The following is a 17774-nucleotide window of genomic DNA, read 5'->3' as shown; positions in this document are numbered from 1 at the left end:
CATCTCCCTACTTTAGTAATTCTTCTAACTCTGCTAAGCCAGCTTGAATTTCTTTTTCTAGATCATTGATTTTCTTTAAGATGACTTCAGTTGGTTCATACTCAACTTTTTCATACTCGATTTCTTTGTATTTATTGATGGACAAATCAAAATCATTTTCCTTAATCTCATCAACTGGAACAAAGAAGGACAGGTCTGTTCTCTTGCGCTCTGCTTCTTTCTCTAATTGATGGAATCGTTGGATAATATCTGGAATATCATTTTCGTTGATAGGCTGGCGTTTATCATCTAAGCTCAAACCGTCTGCTTTCATATCGTAAAACCAAACCTTATCCGTCCCACCATTTCCAGTCTTAGTGAAGATAAGGATAGCGGTTGAAACTCCAGCATAAGGCTTAAAAACACCACTCGGCATCGAAATAACTGCATCTAGTTTATGATGCTCAACGATTTCCTGACGAATCCCTTTATGAGCTTTAGAGGAACCAAATAGGACACCGTCCGGTACAATAACAGCTGCACGTCCACCTGGCTTCAAAGTGCGTAAGAAAAGGGCAAGGAAAAGCAACTCTGTCTTTTTAGTCTTAATCGTAGCCAACAAATCTCCAGAGGTTGAATCATAATCAAGAGATCCTTTGAAAGGTGGATTGGCTAAAACTAGAGTATATTTATCAGCTTCTTCGTTATCTTGAGAAAGCGAGTCTAGGTAGCTAATTTGTGGATTTTCAACCCCATGGAGCATCATGTTCATAGCCCCAAGTCTCAACATTGTCGTGTCCGTATCATTCCCATGAAACATGGTATTGTGGAAATGCTTTACACTGTCAATATTTGTCTGCCACTCTTCTTTTCTACGGTCTAAATAGCGACTAGCTGAAACCAAAAATCCTGCAGACCCCATGGCAGGATCTGAAATAATATCCTTAATTGTTGGTTGCATGAGTTCAACCATCATATCAATGATATGACGAGGCGTACGAAATTGTCCATTTGCCCCTGCCTGAGATAATTTTGATAATAGATACTCATAAATGTCTCCGATATCTTTTATATCCATAGGTAACTCATCCAGAGCAGCTATAGCCTTTTGTAAGGTAGCTGGTTTATTGATTTGAAAGATGGCTTCACGCATATAACGTGAAAAGGCTGTATCATCTGTATCACCTTTTAAATTTTTGATAAATGGAAATATTTCTTGTGACATTAGTCGATAAACTTCTTGCGCATCTCCTAAGTTCTTAAAGGTTGACCAACGATATTCGGGTTTATCTTTTGGGAAAATTCCCTCATAGGGAATACCTAGAAATTCAGCATCATTTTCTCGTCCAAGTTCAACTCTGTCCAAATCCTTCATAAATAAAAGATAAGTCAATTGCTCAATGTTGGTCAAAGGATTCGCATTTCCCTCTGTCCATAACATTTCCCATAGCTGATCAATCTTATTCTTTAATTCGCCTGTAATCATATTTTACCTCTCAAAATGTTTCAATTTTAAAAATCTGACATACAAAATTTTTAAGCTTCTTATATCCCATTTTATCAGAATCCTAGGACATTATCAAAAATTATTATAGTATATATAGAAAAAAGCCTATAGTAGGCCTTTTCTCATCTGACAATATCTTTATACATGTCCGGTCTTCTATCTCTAAAGAGACCCCAGTTCAGTCGCTCATTTGCCCCCTTGTCAAGGTCATAAGTGGTTAAGAGGATTGCTTCATCTTGTCGTTCAGCTTGACTTAAAATAGCTCCTGTTTCATCGGTCATAAAGGATGAACCGTAGAAGTTAAGACTAGAACTTTGTCCTCCATTTTCCTCGCAAGGAGTGACTTCCTCCAAACCATAACGATTGGCTGCAATAACTGGCACAATGTTTGCTGCTGCATGTCCCTGCATGGTACGTTGCCAATGACCACAACTATCTGTATCCAAAATAGGCTCTGAACCAATAGCTGTTGGATAAAAGAGTAATTCTGCGCCATTTAGAGCAAGGCAACGGGCTGTTTCAGGGAACCATTGATCCCAACAGATGCCAATACCAATCTTGGCATAGCGAGTGTCCCAGACCTTGAAGCCTGTGTTTCCAGGAGTAAAGAAGAATTTCTCCTGATAATAATGGTCATCTGGTATATGAGTTTTACGATAAACTCCTAGTACTTCTCCATCCGCATCAATGACAGCAATGGAATTGTATAAGACATTACCATCTTTTTCATAGAAACTGATTGGTAAAACCACCTTTAGCTCCTTGGCAATTCCTTTAAAATGCTGAATAGCCGTATTTTCTGATACCGACTGGGCATACTGGTAGTAGTCATACTGACGCTCCTGACAGAAATAGGGACGTTCAAATAATTCAGGCAAGAGAATAATTTGGGCTCCCTGCTCAGCAGCTTGACGGACTAAACGTTCAGCTGTTTGGATATTCGTTTCCACATCCTTAGCGCATTGCATCTGAATGGCTGCAACCGTTACATTTCTCATCTTTTTCTCCTATTCTGGGATTTGTTGGGTAATACAGTGGATATTTCCACCACCTAAAAGAATATCTCTTGCAGAAATTCCGACAACTTCACGGTCTGGGAAACACTGGCTGAGAATATCCAAGGCCACTAGGTCGTTTACATCTTGAAATTGCGGCACCAAGACAGATTTATTGGCGATATAAAAATTCACATAGGAAGCTGCTAGTCTTTCACCTGCATAACGCTCCTCTTCGCCTTCTTCATAAGTATAGCCCGGCAAATCCTCCTCTGTAACTACTTGATGAATAGCTGGGATTGGGAGTTTATGAATAGTGAAACTCCGGCCTTTTGCATCAGTTTCCTTCTCTAAAAGAGCTAGATCTGCTGCAGACATGGCATACTGAGGATCATCTTGGTCATCCGTCCACGCTAAAACAACCTCAGCAGGACCAACAAAGGCAGCAACATTGTCGACGTGTTCATTTGTCTCGTCTTGATAAATACCATAAGGCAACCAGATAACTTTTTCGGCACCAAGGCTCTCTAGTAAGGTCTCTTCAATCTCCTCTTTAGTCAGATGAGGATTACGACCCGGACTGAGCAAGCAGCTTTCTGTGACAAGAATGGTTCCTTGACCGTCACTGTGTATAGCTCCACCTTCCAGTACAAAAGGTTTGGCATCGTAGACAGGAATTTCTAAGACTTCAGCAAAGCGACTAGCTACTTGGTCATCTGCTTCATAGTCTTGGTAGAGACCGTCGACAGAACCACCCCAGGCATTGAAAGACCAATCAACTGCCAACTTTTCCCTTTGATCATTGAGGAGAATGGTCGGTCCAGTATCACGAGCCCAGGCATCATTTGTCGGAATATCTAAATAAATAACCTTGTCTCCTAGATAGGATTGCGCTTCAGATAGATAGTCCTCCTCAACCAAAAGGTAGACTGTTTCCCCCTGAGCAATAGTTTTGATAATCTGGCTAAAAGCTTTTTTTGCAGCCTTTCCTTGAAAAGGCCAAGATCCGGGTCGAGTCGGCCATATCATGAGAGTTCCATGATGGGGTTCATATTCTGCTGGCATACGATAGCCTAATTTCTTTGGACTGTCCATCATGATAATCTCTCCTTAAAGTCTTGGTATCCAAATGCTTTGACTAGACTGCATTCACCCTCTTTATCCATGAGATACAAACTTGGAAGTCCAATACCGTTAAAGGTATTATTTTTAACAAAGGAATAAATTGCCATGTCTTCAAAATAGAGGCGATCGCCGATTTCAATCTGTTTTTCAAAGCTGTAATCCCCAATGATATCCCCTGTTAGACAGGTATTGGAAGAAAGTCTATAGGTATATGCCTTTTCTTGCGCTTCAAAACCATCTCTCAATGGGGGACGATAAGGCATTTCAAGAACATCTGGCATATGGCAACTTGCTGAAGCATCTAACACCAAGGTCTCAATCCCATTTTCCACGATATCTAAGACTTCAGTAGCTAAATATCCCGCATTAAGTGCAATGGCTTCTCCTGGTTCAATATAAACGTCAAGGTTATAGGTTTCTCGAATGCGTTTAATCTCAGAAATCAGTAAGTCCACATCATAGTCATCTCTCGTAATATGATGACCACCGCCCATATTGAGCCATTTAACTTGGTGTAAATAGGCACCAAAATGGTCTTCTACTGCTTTCAAAGTCGTTTGTAAATCATCTGCCCCTTGCTCACAGAGGGTATGAAAATGAAGTCCGTCAACCAACTCCAATAAATCACTTGGTATCTTGTCTGAAGTCACTCCAAAACGAGAGCCAGGAGCACAAGGATCATAAAGCGCGTGGTCACCTTGCGTTGAACATTGAGGATTGATACGAAGACCCACACTGATACCAGCCTCACGACAACGTTGACCATACTTTCGAAGTTGTCTCTCTGAGTTAAAAATAATATGATCAGATATTTGCAGTAGCTCTTCCATATCTGATTCCTTGAAAGCAGGCGCAAATACATGGACTTCCCCCGGAAACTCTTCTCTAGCCAACTTCGCTTCATAGAGTCCACTAGCTGTCGTACCAGATAGATACTGGCTAATCAAAGGATAGGTTTTATAGAGAGAATAAGCCTTTTGAGCTAGCAAAACTTTACAACCTGCCTTTTCCTGAACCTCTTGTAGAATGCGGCAATTCTCTTCTAATTTTCCTAAGTCAATGATATAAGAAGGCGTTGGTACTTGTTCTAACTTCATTAGTCCACCATTTGTGGGTTTTCTACCACAACCCATGGCAAGCCGTATTTATTCAAAGCTTCCATGAATGGGTCTGGATCCAACTCTTCAAGGTTATAAACTCCAGGCTGTTTCCATGTACCATCCATCACTAATTTTGTCCCAATCATGGCAGGAACACCTGTTGTATAAGAAATGGCTTGTGAACCAACCTCTGCATAACATTCCTGATGGTCGCAAACATTATAGATATAGATGGTCTTTTCAACACCATCTTTGACACCTGTAAAGATACATCCAATATTAGTTTTACCAACAGTACGTGGGCCAAGGCTTGCAGGATCTGGAAGCAAGGCTTTCAAGAATTGGATTGGTACGATTTCTTGTCCGTTAAAATTAATAGCATCTGTACGAAGGAGCCCAACGTTTTCCAAGCATTTCATATGCGTTAGATAAGATTGGCCAAAAGTCATAAAGAAGCGAATGCGTTTAACACCTGGGATGTTCTTTGCTAATGATTCGATTTCTTCATGGTGGAGGAGATACATGTCTTTTTGACCAACTTGAGGGAAATCATACTCACGTTTGATAGACATAGCTTCAACTTCTACCCATTTTCCATCTTCCCAGTAAGAACCTGGTGCAGAAACCTCACGTAGATTGATTTCTGGGTTGAAGTTTGTTGCAAATAGATAACCGTGGTCTCCACCATTACAGTCTAAAATATCGATATAGTGGATTTCGTCAAAGTAATGTTTGAGTGCATAAGCTGAAAAGACGCTGGTTACCCCTGGGTCAAAACCAGAACCTAGAAGAGCGGTCAAACCTGCTTCCTTGAATTTCTCTTGATAAGCCCACTGCCATGAGTAATCGAAGTAAGCTGTAAAACCAAGCTCCTTGCAACGTTTCTCATAGATGGCACGCCATTCTGGGTCTTCTGTATCCTCAGCCTCATAGTTGGCTGTGTCAATATAGTGGACACCTGTCGCCAAACAAGCATCCATAATTGTTAAATCTTGATATGGTAGCGCTACGTTCAAAACAGCTTCTGGCTTGTAGCTTTCGATCAAGGCAATCACTTCTTCTACCTTGTCAGCATCAAGAGCAGCTGTCTCAATCTTAGTATTTGTTTTACCTTCTAATTTAACCTTCAAGTCATCACATTTTGACTTTGTACGGCTAGCAATCATAATTTCTTTAAAAGTTTCGCTATCTTGGCAAATCTTTGAAATAGCAACTTGGGCAACGCCCCCACATCCAATAACTAATAAACGACTCATTTTTTTCCTTCCTCTTCTTCTAAAATGTCTTCTACATACTTAGGCAACATAAAAGCACCCACATGTAAGTTTGCAGTGTAGTATTCTGTGAAAAGCTGGCGTTTTTTCCAGCCTTCCTTGTCAAAATCTTTGACAGGGTGGTATTTTTTCGATGCAAATCCAAATAACCAATAGCCAGCAGGACTGGTAGGGATATGGGCCTGGTAAACCCGGCTAATTGGAAAGGCTTGATTGACCTTGCGGTGCATACTTCGGCATGCTGACTCATCTTCATCAAAGAAAGGACTACCATGCTGATAGATCATGATACCGTCTTCTTTCAAGGCTCTATAGCTATTACCGTAAAATTCCTTGGTAAAGAGCCCTTCCGTATGGCCAAATGGATCTGTCGCATCGTTGATGATGATGTCGTAATCATCTTCACAGTTTCTCAAAAATCTCAGTCCATTTTGGTAGTAAATGGTGACGCGAGGGTCATCAAGTCCTGCAGCAAAATCTGGAAAATACTCACGACAAACCTCTACCAACATTTCATCAGGTTCTACAATATCGATTTGTTCCAATTCTGGATAGAGAGTTAATACTTGGGCAACACCACCGTCACCACCCCCAATAACCAAGACTTTCTTTGGATTGGGATGGACAGCCATAGGAACGTGAACAGTCATTTCGTTGTAGACAAAGTCATCTGCATCTGAGAATAAGACATGCCCATTTAAAATCAATATCTTCCCAAAAGCTGGTGTATCTAATACTTCAATATCCTGCCATTCGCTTTTTCCAGCGTAGAGTTGCTTGGCAGTTCTCAGGGATAGTTTCACGTCTGGAGTATGAACTTCAGAAAACCATAAATCCATCTAGTTCTCCTTTCTCTCAATAACATTGATGTGATTGACCTCTGGATCTTCCGTTCCTTGGAGTGAACAACCACGTTCCTTGGCAAATTGGATATAATCGACAATTTCTCGTGTAATCCGTTCACCTGGCGCCAGGATAGGAATACCTGGAGGATAGCACATGACAAATTCCCCACAGACCTGGCCAACGGACTCGTCTAATGTTAAGCTTCTTCTCTCTGCATAGAAGGCTTCCTGAGGAGATAGCACCAACTCAGGCTGGATATATTCTCCAGCAATCAAGTCCTTCCCATCTCGTGAGTATAGTCTCTTGATATCAGCCAAAGCACCTACCAAGCGCTCAATATCTTGGATACGGTCACCAATCGAAATGTAGGCTAAGATATTGCCGATATCACCAAACTCAATTTGAATGTCATATTCATCTCGTAAGAGATCATAAACCTCGATACCTGTTAGACCAATCCCCTGAGTGTAAACTGACAGCTTGGTTACATCAAAATCACATACTGAGACACCATCTACTAGTTCTTTTGAATAGGCATAGTAGCCACCGATGGCATTGATTTCACGACGTGCGTACTCAGATAGCTCAATAACTTTCTCAAAGGACTCCTTACCACGAAGGGCTAGGTTTCTACGAGAAACATCGAGACTAGCCATTAGCAAGTAGGATGCTGATGTTGACTGTGTCAGATTAATGATCTGACGGACATATTCAGGATTCATCTGATTACCAACGAGAAGGAGCGAGCTTTGAGTCAAACTGCCACCGGACTTATGCATGGATACAGCTGACATATCTGCTCCTGCGTCCATAGCAGACAGAGGAAGTTTATCTGTAAAGTGCAGATGAGCACCGTGCGCCTCGTCTACTAAGACTTTCATTCCCGCAGCGTGTGCCATCTCTGTTAAACCCTTAAGATCTGAACAAATCCCATAGTAAGTTGGATTGTTAATTAGGATAGCCTTGGCATCAGGATGGTCCTTAATTGCTTGTGCTACACGCTCATTTTCAAGCCCCAAAGCAATACCGATTTTTGGATCTACACTCATCTCGATATAGATAGGAATAGCTCCGCATAAAACGAGAGCGTTGATAGCTGATTTATGGACATTTCGTGGAAGGATGATTTTATCACCGGATTTACAGGTGGAAAGAATCATGGTTTGCACGGATGAGGTTGTCCCGCCAATCATTAAAAAGGCATGAGCAGCACCAAAAGCCTCTGCTGCTAGCTCTTCCGCTTCTCTAATAATCGAAATAGGATGTCCTAGATTGTCCAAGGGCTTCATAGAATTGACATCAATACCAACGCATTTTTCCCCTAAAAGTTCCACTAATTCTGGGTTACCACGACCACGCTTATGACCTGGTACATCGAAAGGTACAATTCTTTTTTTTCGTAACTTGACCAATCCCTCATAAATTGGAGCTTGGTTTTGATTTAACATTATAGAGACATACTCCTTTATCATAGTTATTTTCACCTTATTTAAGGCTCTAAAGGATACTTATGAAAAAAAGAGCAGGTTGGCACCTGCTCTACAATCTACTGACGTGTTTATGTTTGTTTCTTTTGAGTATGTCTGTTCCTGATGTTTCCTAACTCTCTAGTAGCAAATATTACGTACTTTATTGATCGTTTCACAAGATGACGTGTGCTTTCACCACACTAACAAATCTATACGAATTAGGACAAGTGTCCTAACATCAACTTATAAAAGTAGGCTTTTAACCCTATCAATAATGTGGCTTTTCAACCACGCTTCGGCATTCAACCCTGCCTGTCCGTAGGCATTTTTTACTCGGGTTTATATTTGCTAGAAAACATCATCTCATTTTCTAAGCTTCATTACTATACCATGATTTCACAATCTTGTAAAGTATTTTTAGAACTTTTTTTAAATAATTTAGTGTTTAGTTCGTGTAATTTATTCAACCAATAAATAGAAATCGTTTTACATTTAAATCAAAAACAAAAAAGGAACTAAATAGATTAATTCCTTTAGATAGGCATAAGCAAATTCAACTATTCAAAATCGTATTATTCTTCACGCGCTACTTTGGCAGCTAGTTCAAAATCAGTCATCAAATAATTTTCATCTAGACGTATAAGACTATAATACTCATTCCAAAATAGAGAGTCACTGTTACTTGACCACTGTAATCCATACCACAATTGAGTGACATCACTTGTATTTGATGAGGGAATTGACCATAGATGCTTTCTAAAAGTTCCTTGAACAAGCGGGATATCAAGTCTAGTAGTCAAGTCGAGTTCATCCAATTTCAAAGTGATAGAATGTTTCTTGGCTTCTTCAATACTGTCCTTATTAAATCGAACCTGAATAACCTTAGAATCTTCTAAAGCCACATCCTGGTCCTCAGCACCGTAAAAAGAAATACTGCCCAGCACTATACCATTTTTTGCTATTAGATAAGGAGCGTAGGGAACAGCATTGCTATCAAGTCTGAAGCCTTTTTCGATAGTGACTGATTTATCTCCTGAATACTTTTGGAAATTGCCATCTGTCAGGAGGTCTTCATAGTCGCTAGCACCATCACCTTGTCTTACATAGATATCAAATCCAGCTTCCATCAGATCGCTTGCTTTGGTTTCCACTAACGTGATTTTACTTTCATTAATTTGAAAAATCGGTGCTTGAGGTGGGAGTCCAATCGTGAGATGAAACATGACTCCTACTAGAAAGACCATAAAGGTTATAAGGAGGGCAAGTAAAGACTTTCCAGTCCTTTTTCTTGCATTGAAAAGAGCCATTATAGCTGGGAGGAGGATCATTTTTGCTAAAATAGAATTCCCCACACCACCTCTATTTAAGGTCTGAAAAGCAAATATCCCTGCTATTGCAATCAGGGACAGGTAGACCAAAATCTCTCCTAGACCCAGTTTTTCTGTTCGAGTTTGTTGATTTACAGGAGTTTCGTACAATGATTGTCCATTCTCTTTCCTCTTTTTTAGAAAGAGATAAAAGCTCAGACCGAGTAGCAGATTAAAGATTGCAAAAACTATTAAAGTATCTATAATCACCGTTTTATCCATGGTTCTCTACTCCTTTATGTTCTCTCTCAAATCTTATCTTTCTCTTTAATTCCCAATTCCCAACTAATAAAACTAGCAAGAAGAAGGGGCCGCCTTCTATCAGTACAATCGGTAAAGCTTAAATGGCAATGATTCTCATCTTTTTATCTTTAAGGAAACTGCTGATATTTCTAGCTCTATTTCCCTAGAAAGTGCTATAATGGAGCTAACAAAAATGTTCTCTAGCAATTGAAAAACGGGGGAAGTAGTCATGCTCACCACTATTGTTTTAGGATTTTATACTCTTTTCTTTCTATCCTTGTGCTTTACTATCTATCTCTATATTAGACTTGTAGTTGCGGTTAAAAAAGGCAAAGACATTCCCAAATGGATTTATAAACTTGGCCATGCTATTCAAGGAAGAATTCACGTTGACTATGAAGAAATCACTGATGCTAATGCCCTTAAAGAGATTCATTGGTTCTTGCTAATCTATTTAATCGTAAATCTACTCGTATTGGCTGTCTTCTACTATCATGGTAATAGCTTTCCTCAAGCCATTTATGAATGTTTGAAAAAACAATTTTTTATCGTACTTGTTAGTATGGTTTTAAAAAGTATTGGCAAATTTGTTGTACTGGCTATAAGAAAAAACTTTCAAAACAGTCATGTCTATGCATCAACCAACGCTTTTATCGGGACAGCTTTTTTAACGAGTTATGTATTTATGTTTTGCATCATGATGAGTGGTCTTCCAGCTCAACCTGTTCCAGTAACCATTCAAGATACTACTGTCATTATCGGTGAGAGCAAGGCTTCCGAGCTTTTGGACCAAGGCTTTAGCTTCGAAGATAAAAATCCAGAGAGTTCCATCACCAATCCCAAAAACGACCACTTCTACTACGGTCAGCTTCTCGAAGTCAAGCGGGATAATCAAACCTTTGGCTTTATGAGCCTCACTCCCACAGGTAAAGATACTGATCAGCTCAAAAACTGCGTCATCACCTATTACAGAACACCTAAGGATAACAATCAACTAGAAAAAATTTCAATCAATCATGTCAAGCTAGCAAATCTCAAGCTCCAAGATTTTCAAACACGAAAATTAATCGATATCTTTGAAGTCAATCCAGCTGATTATAACATCTCTGATAAAGATACCAACTTTATCCTAACCATCCAAACAGCAGATTACGACCTATGGAAAAGATACCGTATTGAATCCAAGTTCAATTCAGATGGTTCGATTGATAGCTATGGAGTCAGAGCCCAGCATAGCATGTGGGAATGATGGAGTGTTAGCTTTAGTCATTAGTAAGCATAAAATCAAATAGATGAGCGTTTACGCGCTCCTACTTGATTTTATGCTTATTCATTTTCTCTTGGAAAATATCTGTAAGAATTTGTCGCAATTCTTGAGCTTCCTTTTCGGGAAGTTGGCCTTCTTGTTCAGCAACAGCGTACAATTCCGGATATTCAAGAGAAATTCTCTTGACAGTACGAGTAATCGCATGTTTTCTAACAAAAAATGGAATCCGTTTAATCATATCTTGAGGAATTAAAGCGATAATTTTGTCAGCAGTTTCTTTATCACTTAGTTTAGAAAAAGTCAGTCCCTTTTTTATCATCTCTTGTTCTTTTTCTGTAAAATCTTGTAATTCCATATGTCTACTCCTCATCTTCTGTCACTTCCCAAATCTCTGCTTGGTAAGGTTCTCCATCTTCATCGTATCGATTGATATAACCAATTAACCTTTCATTTTTTCTTGGTCTCTGCTGGTTTCCTTTGATAACCCAAACAGCCCATACCCCAATTAGGAATAAGACTATCATTCCAAACAATACATCCATAATGTCTACTCCCTTAAAATTGAACCCACTTATCATTATCCATAATAAACGGTTTAGCTAGACCTTCACCAGTATAGTTTTCGTATTTTGTATCTAGATATTTGTAACAATCTTCCTTGGTCGCAAATTTGATGGCTTGATAAGGCTCTTCAAAGGTCAGCTTTTCGACAAAGAGATAGCCATCCTCGCTTGGTACAAGTATCCCGACATGGCCAATAAAGAGCGATTGACCATCCAAGTCATCATGGACTACTACAGAGAGCATTCTTGCATTTTCATTAAACTTGAATTGAGAAAGGAATTTTTCCATCTTTGCAGCATGCACCTTAACATCTGTCGTTGCTTCGGTCTTGACTCTTGAAAATAAAATATCAAAAGCATCCTTGTCTTCTGCACCAAAGACCTTGCCTTTGTCAATGGCATCATTATCGACAAACAAGAGAGAATCATCTTTCTCTAATTTAGGAATTTCGATAGAATTTTTCAATAAACAATAACTGTTAATACGACAGTTGGTACCAACAAAATCACCCTTTTTAGGTACCCAAAGATTGCTTATCTTTTCAACATCATAGTCTGTTTTGGTAAATGTAGAAAAATCTCCAGTTAAGCCTACTGAACCGACAGTCGCGTTATAATCATTTACAAGGTTGAAAAATGCATCGACACTATCTTTATCCAAATGTGCAGCCAAGGCTTTCCGAACTTCTTCTTCGCTCGGTTGATTGTTCAAATTGCTATAAGTTGCTTTCCAGGAAACTTGATTCGACTGTGATTGAGTCACTGAAGTTTCAGCAGTACTATCAGAAGTCTTTTGAGTTTGACTACAAGCTACTAATGTCAAAAGAAGTGTTGAGCAAAGACCAATAGTCGCTAATCTTTCAAATTTCATAGGCATTCCTTTATTAAAAAATATCGTTAAAAAGAATTGTCAAAGTTTAAAAATCTTATTCTTTCGGTTGAGAATAGACCTCGATATGCTGACCTAGCACCTTGATTTCTACTGGTAGGTCATCAGATTTGTCACCATCAACATCCGTTTCTAATTCACTATCTGAAGAGATTTTGATGTGACGAGCTTTTATATACTCGATATTATCATTTACGACGACATCCCCTTTTAATAAATCAGGGATAACTGACAATTTAGTAAGGATTGACGCATCTTTTAAAATCAAAATATTGGCATAACCATCCTTGTCTTCTTCAAAAATCTTCTTGTCAGCGAAATAATTGGTAAGGAGAACCAAGACATGACTGGCAGGGCCGATGTAATTTCCTTTTTCAGTCTCAACAGTAATGTTAAATGCTTGATCTGTAACAACAGACTTCATAGTATTAATCGCATAGGCGAGCATGCCAAACTTCGTTTTATCTTCTATCCCAACGTTGTGGATGGCCTCTGGTAGTGAACCAATACTAAAGATATAACCAAAATAATTTCCATTTGATTTTCCGATATCAATCTTATTCGTAGAATTAAAATCGAGTTCGTCAATGGCACCATCAATATCTTGAGTGATTTCTAATAGTTTCGTAATGAGATTTCCAGTTCCTCCTGGGATAATCGCAAGTTTAGGAATGTAGTCTTTTTCAGCGATACCAGAGATTACTTCATTGACAGTCCCATCTCCACCAAAAACAAGAACAGCATCATATCGCTCACGAGAAGCTACTTCTGCAAAGTTTGTGGCATCTTGCGCTTTCTCCGTAATTTTAATTTCCACATCTTCAAAATAGTCTCTAGCTTTATTCTCCAGTTTCACCTTATAATCCAAGGCTTTTTCGCCACCAGATGTTGGATTGATGATTACCATAATTTTTTTCATTTATAATTCTCCTTACAACCTAACTATAAAAAATTAAGTTCAATATAGCTTTTTTAATACTATGCCATTATATAACTAAATTTTTAAAATTAAAAATTGGATGTCCTGAATTTAAATAGATTGATCTCTTGCCTTTTATTGCCTTAATATTAATTCTTAAAGTTCTTAAGTTTTCAATGTTAAAAATCATCTAAAATAGAATGCTTGCTAATGGTATCCTTTGACACTCCGTCTTGAGAGAACTTATTAAATCTAGTTAAAAAGGACGTTTATAGTCGTTCTACTTTTATTCCTTGACTCTTAAATATATCCTCAACTTGTTCAAAATTACTAGTCATAATTGTCGCTTTCTTCAGATTTGGAAACTGTTGCAGTTCTTTAAGACTAACTTCATTTAGATCGAAACTATCATCTTCACCGTCCCACTGAGGTATCAGATTCATATAGATCTCGTTACCTCCATCCATATCGATTTCTTGAACTTGTTCAGCATATTTCTTAGGTATAGGAAGATTTATCATATAATCAAGTGCTGGCTGAATAATCTCCATACTTTCTGTGTCAATGTTCAACTCACTGGCTTCCTCTGCAAAATCAAAAATATTAAAAATAGGATTCAAAACCTCTAAATCATACATTAAAACCTGGATAATGACTAGTTTAAAATTTATATTTTCAAAGGAAAGCACTTCTTCATCAGTTTCTTTTAACTTGTAAATTTCCCGTTCACGTTTTATCTCTGGAAAGAAGGAAATAGAAAGTGTATCTGTGATTGTCTCTGCAATTCCTTTAAAATTAGTTCCATAAGGAGTCCATAAAATAAGGTTAAAATCCCCTACTCTATGCCTATCAGAAAAGAAATAAGGCGATTTTGCATCTGATAATATCACAGCTTGACATGGTTGCTTTGGCAATTCTTTCTCTCCAGTCATAGATTTTACAACATCGCCATAGTAGAGGAAAACACTAGAAATCAAATGTTCCTCATCAATGTATGTTTTAGATTTTTTTAAATGATTTTTAATCGAGAAAGAATGTTCAAATACAATACCAATATTGTCATAAATGTATTTAATAAACTTATTTTCTCTTTTGACAACCTGATTAGGCTTCCCCAAAACAGTTTCAATATCTTTCAATGACAAAGGAAAAGACAAGCTAGTTCCGTTAATAATCATTGAATTGTTGTGGAGATTGATTTCAAGTTTTTTGTGTGTTGCTTTCTTAAATAAATTAAACATACTACTACCTTTTCTTAAGTTTCTTCCAGATAAATCTTGACCGTTTGGTATTCCTGTTCTTTAGCATAGGCAAGCACCTCTGAAGGTGGAATGCTCACATCATAATCCAAGTTTTTTTCACCACCAGATGTTGGATTAATAATCACCATTATTTTATTCATATATCATTCTCTTTAAAGATATTGCAAAATTTCTAGTAACTGACTATATCATTTATGATATTGAAACTCCATCTATAAGCTTGCAGGGTCACATTCAATAACTCATTAAAAAGATTGAAGCGACAATAGTTTAACTCCTACACATCTTTCTTAGATAAAGTCACATAGTCTGTCAGGTACAAAACGCCTGAGACTAAAGCTAATATACTAGAAAAATAGGAAAAAAAGGAATAAATCCTAGAATGGATGCAGTAAACAGAAACTGATAGTTTTTATTATTGACTTTTGAGTTCTCATCATGGAGAAAAAATGCCAGAAAAGCCAAAATTAGTAATATAAAACAAGTGAAATAGACCATATTTCTCAAATCAGGAACTTCAACAAACCGAGAGATTAAATAGAAAATTTTTCCTCCCTCTCTATCAGAAGAGGCATAAACTATCACATAAAACCCAGTTATGGCACTGATTCCGTTTATGAGTAATAATTTTTTTGATTTCATAAAATCCTTTTCTTATTGATTAAACCCTTTTTCTTTTTTAAATTGTTTCTTTACTCAAACTTTCCCGTTTCAATATTTAGAGGAACAACATTATTATATCTACACTTATAGAACATATTAATTTTTTCACCTGTTTTTTTAAAAAGCAGAATTTAAATTTATAATGACAAAATCTTAGGTTTAATTTAAAATCATTTATCGATATAGTTCAAAATGAATGCTCAAAAAAACTAAAATAAGAATATCGAAATTTTTGAATCATAGATAAAGTTTTTATAAATTAATTATTTTTTTATAACTTATCCGATAATCATTTCAAGTTGTACCAGTAATTCAAATTTTATATAGTATCCTTTTAATTATCATTTTGTAACTCTTCTATTCCACAACTCTTCAAATATTGAAAAGTTTTATCATAATAATCCCTGTTTCTTGATAAATCTTCTTCTGAACCTTCAGGAACATATATAACCAATCCCTGTCTTGCTCTGGTTAACAAAACTCGATAAGCATTTTTCATGTATCTCTGTCTTTGTTCCTGATTAACATGATTCCACTTCGTGCCTCTAAACTTAAAATAATCAAAAGCTTCAGTTGTATATCTAAAATCAGCATCCCATGCTAGTATTGCATAATCAAGCTCTAAACCTTGCACTTTAAATTCAGACGCCGCCACCTCTAAATAATATGAAGAGTCAACACTCTCTTTTCTATTCAAAAACCACCCTACATGATTTATATCTGATGGAACCCATATACCTTCAGCTCGCAATCTTTTTCCTTCTGAGCTTGCTAAAAGTCCATATCTTTCTGTTCCACGAGCCTGGTCTTTCACCCATTTTTTCGCTAATTCAAAATTACGTGTGAGAAAAATCGAATATGATTTTTTAAGTTCACAATAAACACTTCGAGCTTCTTCTACTTTTTCATCTAACAACAATTTCACAAAAAGCGCTAATTTTTCGCTTCTAAATGAGCGTAACGAAATCCCTAAATGTAAATCTGAAATGCTATGATACTCTCGTCCATGCAATAATGTCAGGATATCTGAATTTCCAACGTATTCTGTATCTGTAATCTTATCCGACAAATATATCTTCCAGTCTGGATAATTATCAGCCAAAGTTTCAAACCATTCTTTAATTCCTGCTTCTCCGTTATAAATTTCTTGTCCCCCACCCACAAGACAAACTATAACAGTCCAATCTCTATGTCGATCCATAATACTAATCAAAAAATCAGGTTCTGACTGATTAAAATCGGGTATTCCTTTTTTTCGCTTCATAAAATCAGTGAGTGATTCTTTATTCCATGCTCTTTGAGCCTCATCAAAAATTGCTACCTTTTCTACTGGTGCCATTTTTGTAGTCAAAGCCTCATCTCTGAATTTATGAATAATTTGAATAAAGGTTTTCGTTTCTCGAAGGGCACTTTTCTTAGTTACGCCTTCTCTCTTCGAACGATCTAATGCAAGTGCATTTTGCAAAACATCAACCAGTGGACCATTTCCTGAAAGAAAAACAGCATGTTCATCTTTATTAAAATGATGACGTTCGTTTGCTATATTCAAGCCAGCAAGTGTTTTCCCAGCACCAGGGACTCCTGTAACAAAACATATAGCTTTTTCATTGTTCTTCTTACATCGATCGATTACATTAGAAATTGCTTCTGTTGTGATAGATAAATTCTTTGCACCAGCATCATTCCTAGAAATATCTTCAACACCATGTTTTCTATACAATGCCTGCGCAGCTTCAATTATAGTTGGTGTTGGGGAATATCTAGAATTCATCCACTCCATTGCAGATAATGGTGTGTCATTAATTCTCGAAATGGTTTCTCGAATAGTACTTCCAATATTGTCTTCATTACAAAAAAGTGTGTTAAGAATATTATCTGCCATATAAAAATAATCATTCTGCTTTTCCGTCGCCTTCGTAGAAACATTAATCGGGACAAGATATCGAGTCCTACTTTTATCATGAAAATATTTCAAATCCAACGAATAATCCATAACCTGATCTGTAGTAGATTTCTTATACTCTTTATCACCTACCTTAAACTCTAACAGAAAAATAATTCCCTCTATTAAACATATCACATCTACTCTATGTCCCATTCTTGGTATAGTATATTCGAAAATAATCTCACCCTGAGAAAAATTAACTAATTGTTCCTTCAGAATCTGAATCTCAGATCTCCAAGCCATCTTTTGGAGATCTGTAGTCTCAAACTCATCATTAATCAATAATTGGCCGAGAACAGACTCATCATCCTCTAATATAAAGTTTGTTATAGAATTATAATAGTATGCTCTTCGACTCATA

Annotated in this window: 16 protein-coding genes; 1 reads left to right on the top strand and 15 read right to left on the bottom strand. The window is 37.4% G+C overall.

The window, feature by feature from the left end:
* Nucleotides 1-7: 7 nt before the first annotated feature.
* From O3643_RS01570 to O3643_RS01535, 8 genes are all read right to left on the bottom strand, one after another.
* Nucleotides 8-1465, bottom strand: a complete 1458-nt coding sequence (locus O3643_RS01570; RefSeq protein ID WP_371499364.1) for an N-6 DNA methylase — start codon at nucleotides 1463-1465, stop codon at nucleotides 8-10.
* A gap of 143 nt (nucleotides 1466-1608) precedes the next feature.
* Nucleotides 1609-2484, bottom strand: a complete 876-nt coding sequence (aguB, locus tag O3643_RS01565) for an N-carbamoylputrescine amidase (RefSeq protein WP_371499362.1) — start codon at nucleotides 2482-2484, stop codon at nucleotides 1609-1611.
* A gap of 9 nt (nucleotides 2485-2493) precedes the next feature.
* Nucleotides 2494-3579, bottom strand: coding sequence for an agmatine deiminase (aguA, locus tag O3643_RS01560; RefSeq protein ID WP_371499360.1), 1086 nt, complete (start codon nucleotides 3577-3579; stop codon nucleotides 2494-2496).
* On the bottom strand, nucleotides 3576-4703 hold the full coding sequence (gene nspC / locus O3643_RS01555) for a carboxynorspermidine decarboxylase (RefSeq protein ID WP_371499359.1): 1128 nt from the start codon (nucleotides 4701-4703) through the stop codon (nucleotides 3576-3578). The genes aguA and nspC overlap by 4 nt, the downstream gene beginning before the upstream one ends.
* Nucleotides 4703-5962 (bottom strand): saccharopine dehydrogenase family protein, encoded by a 1260-nt coding sequence (locus O3643_RS01550; protein WP_371499357.1) that lies wholly within the window; start codon nucleotides 5960-5962, stop codon nucleotides 4703-4705. The genes nspC and O3643_RS01550 overlap by 1 nt, the downstream gene beginning before the upstream one ends.
* A complete protein-coding gene (gene speE / locus O3643_RS01545) occupies nucleotides 5959-6819 on the bottom strand; it encodes a polyamine aminopropyltransferase (RefSeq protein WP_000366713.1) in 861 nt (286 codons plus the stop codon). Before speE ends, O3643_RS01550 begins: the two co-directional genes overlap by 4 nt.
* Complete coding sequence (locus O3643_RS01540) at nucleotides 6820-8274, bottom strand: aminotransferase class I/II-fold pyridoxal phosphate-dependent enzyme (protein WP_371499355.1); 1455 nt, start codon at nucleotides 8272-8274, stop codon at nucleotides 6820-6822. It abuts the gene before it with no gap.
* A gap of 593 nt (nucleotides 8275-8867) precedes the next feature.
* Nucleotides 8868-9884 (bottom strand): hypothetical protein, encoded by a 1017-nt coding sequence (locus O3643_RS01535; RefSeq protein ID WP_371499353.1) that lies wholly within the window; start codon nucleotides 9882-9884, stop codon nucleotides 8868-8870.
* Nucleotides 9885-10134: 250 nt separating this feature from the next.
* Here O3643_RS01535 and O3643_RS01530 point away from each other — a divergent pair, with 250 nt between their 5' ends.
* Nucleotides 10135-11154 carry a hypothetical protein gene (locus O3643_RS01530; RefSeq protein WP_371499351.1) on the top strand — a complete coding sequence of 340 codons (1020 nt, stop codon included), beginning with the start codon at nucleotides 10135-10137 and terminating at the stop codon, nucleotides 11152-11154.
* A 61-nt stretch (nucleotides 11155-11215) separates the two neighbouring features.
* Here the strand turns inward: O3643_RS01530 and O3643_RS01525 are convergent, their stop codons facing one another.
* From O3643_RS01525 to O3643_RS01495, 7 genes are all read right to left on the bottom strand, one after another.
* Nucleotides 11216-11527 (bottom strand): hypothetical protein, encoded by a 312-nt coding sequence (locus O3643_RS01525; protein ID WP_371499349.1) that lies wholly within the window; start codon nucleotides 11525-11527, stop codon nucleotides 11216-11218.
* Nucleotides 11528-11531: 4 nt separating this feature from the next.
* Complete coding sequence (locus O3643_RS01520; RefSeq protein ID WP_371499347.1) at nucleotides 11532-11714, bottom strand: hypothetical protein; 183 nt, start codon at nucleotides 11712-11714, stop codon at nucleotides 11532-11534.
* A 13-nt stretch (nucleotides 11715-11727) separates the two neighbouring features.
* Complete coding sequence (locus O3643_RS01515) at nucleotides 11728-12606, bottom strand: DUF4300 family protein (protein WP_371499345.1); 879 nt, start codon at nucleotides 12604-12606, stop codon at nucleotides 11728-11730.
* Between the two features lie 55 nt (nucleotides 12607-12661).
* Nucleotides 12662-13543, bottom strand: a complete 882-nt coding sequence (locus O3643_RS01510) for a diacylglycerol kinase family protein (RefSeq protein WP_371499343.1) — start codon at nucleotides 13541-13543, stop codon at nucleotides 12662-12664.
* 269 nt (nucleotides 13544-13812) lie between these two features.
* Nucleotides 13813-14784 carry a hypothetical protein gene (locus tag O3643_RS01505; RefSeq protein WP_371499341.1) on the bottom strand — a complete coding sequence of 324 codons (972 nt, stop codon included), beginning with the start codon at nucleotides 14782-14784 and terminating at the stop codon, nucleotides 13813-13815.
* A 14-nt stretch (nucleotides 14785-14798) separates the two neighbouring features.
* On the bottom strand, nucleotides 14799-14945 hold the full coding sequence (locus O3643_RS01500; protein WP_371499339.1) for a hypothetical protein: 147 nt from the start codon (nucleotides 14943-14945) through the stop codon (nucleotides 14799-14801).
* Nucleotides 14946-15802: 857 nt separating this feature from the next.
* Entirely contained in the window at nucleotides 15803-17773 is a 1971-nt protein-coding gene (locus O3643_RS01495; RefSeq protein ID WP_371499337.1) for a DUF2075 domain-containing protein, read from the bottom strand.
* Nucleotide 17774: the final 1 nt, after the last annotated feature.

The sequence above is a fragment of the Streptococcus sp. 20925_1_44 genome (assembly GCF_041432435.1).
Lineage (GTDB): Bacteria > Bacillota > Bacilli > Lactobacillales > Streptococcaceae > Streptococcus > Streptococcus infantis.
Note: the sequence above shows the minus strand (reverse complement) of the source record. Positions and strands in the feature narration are given on the sequence as shown.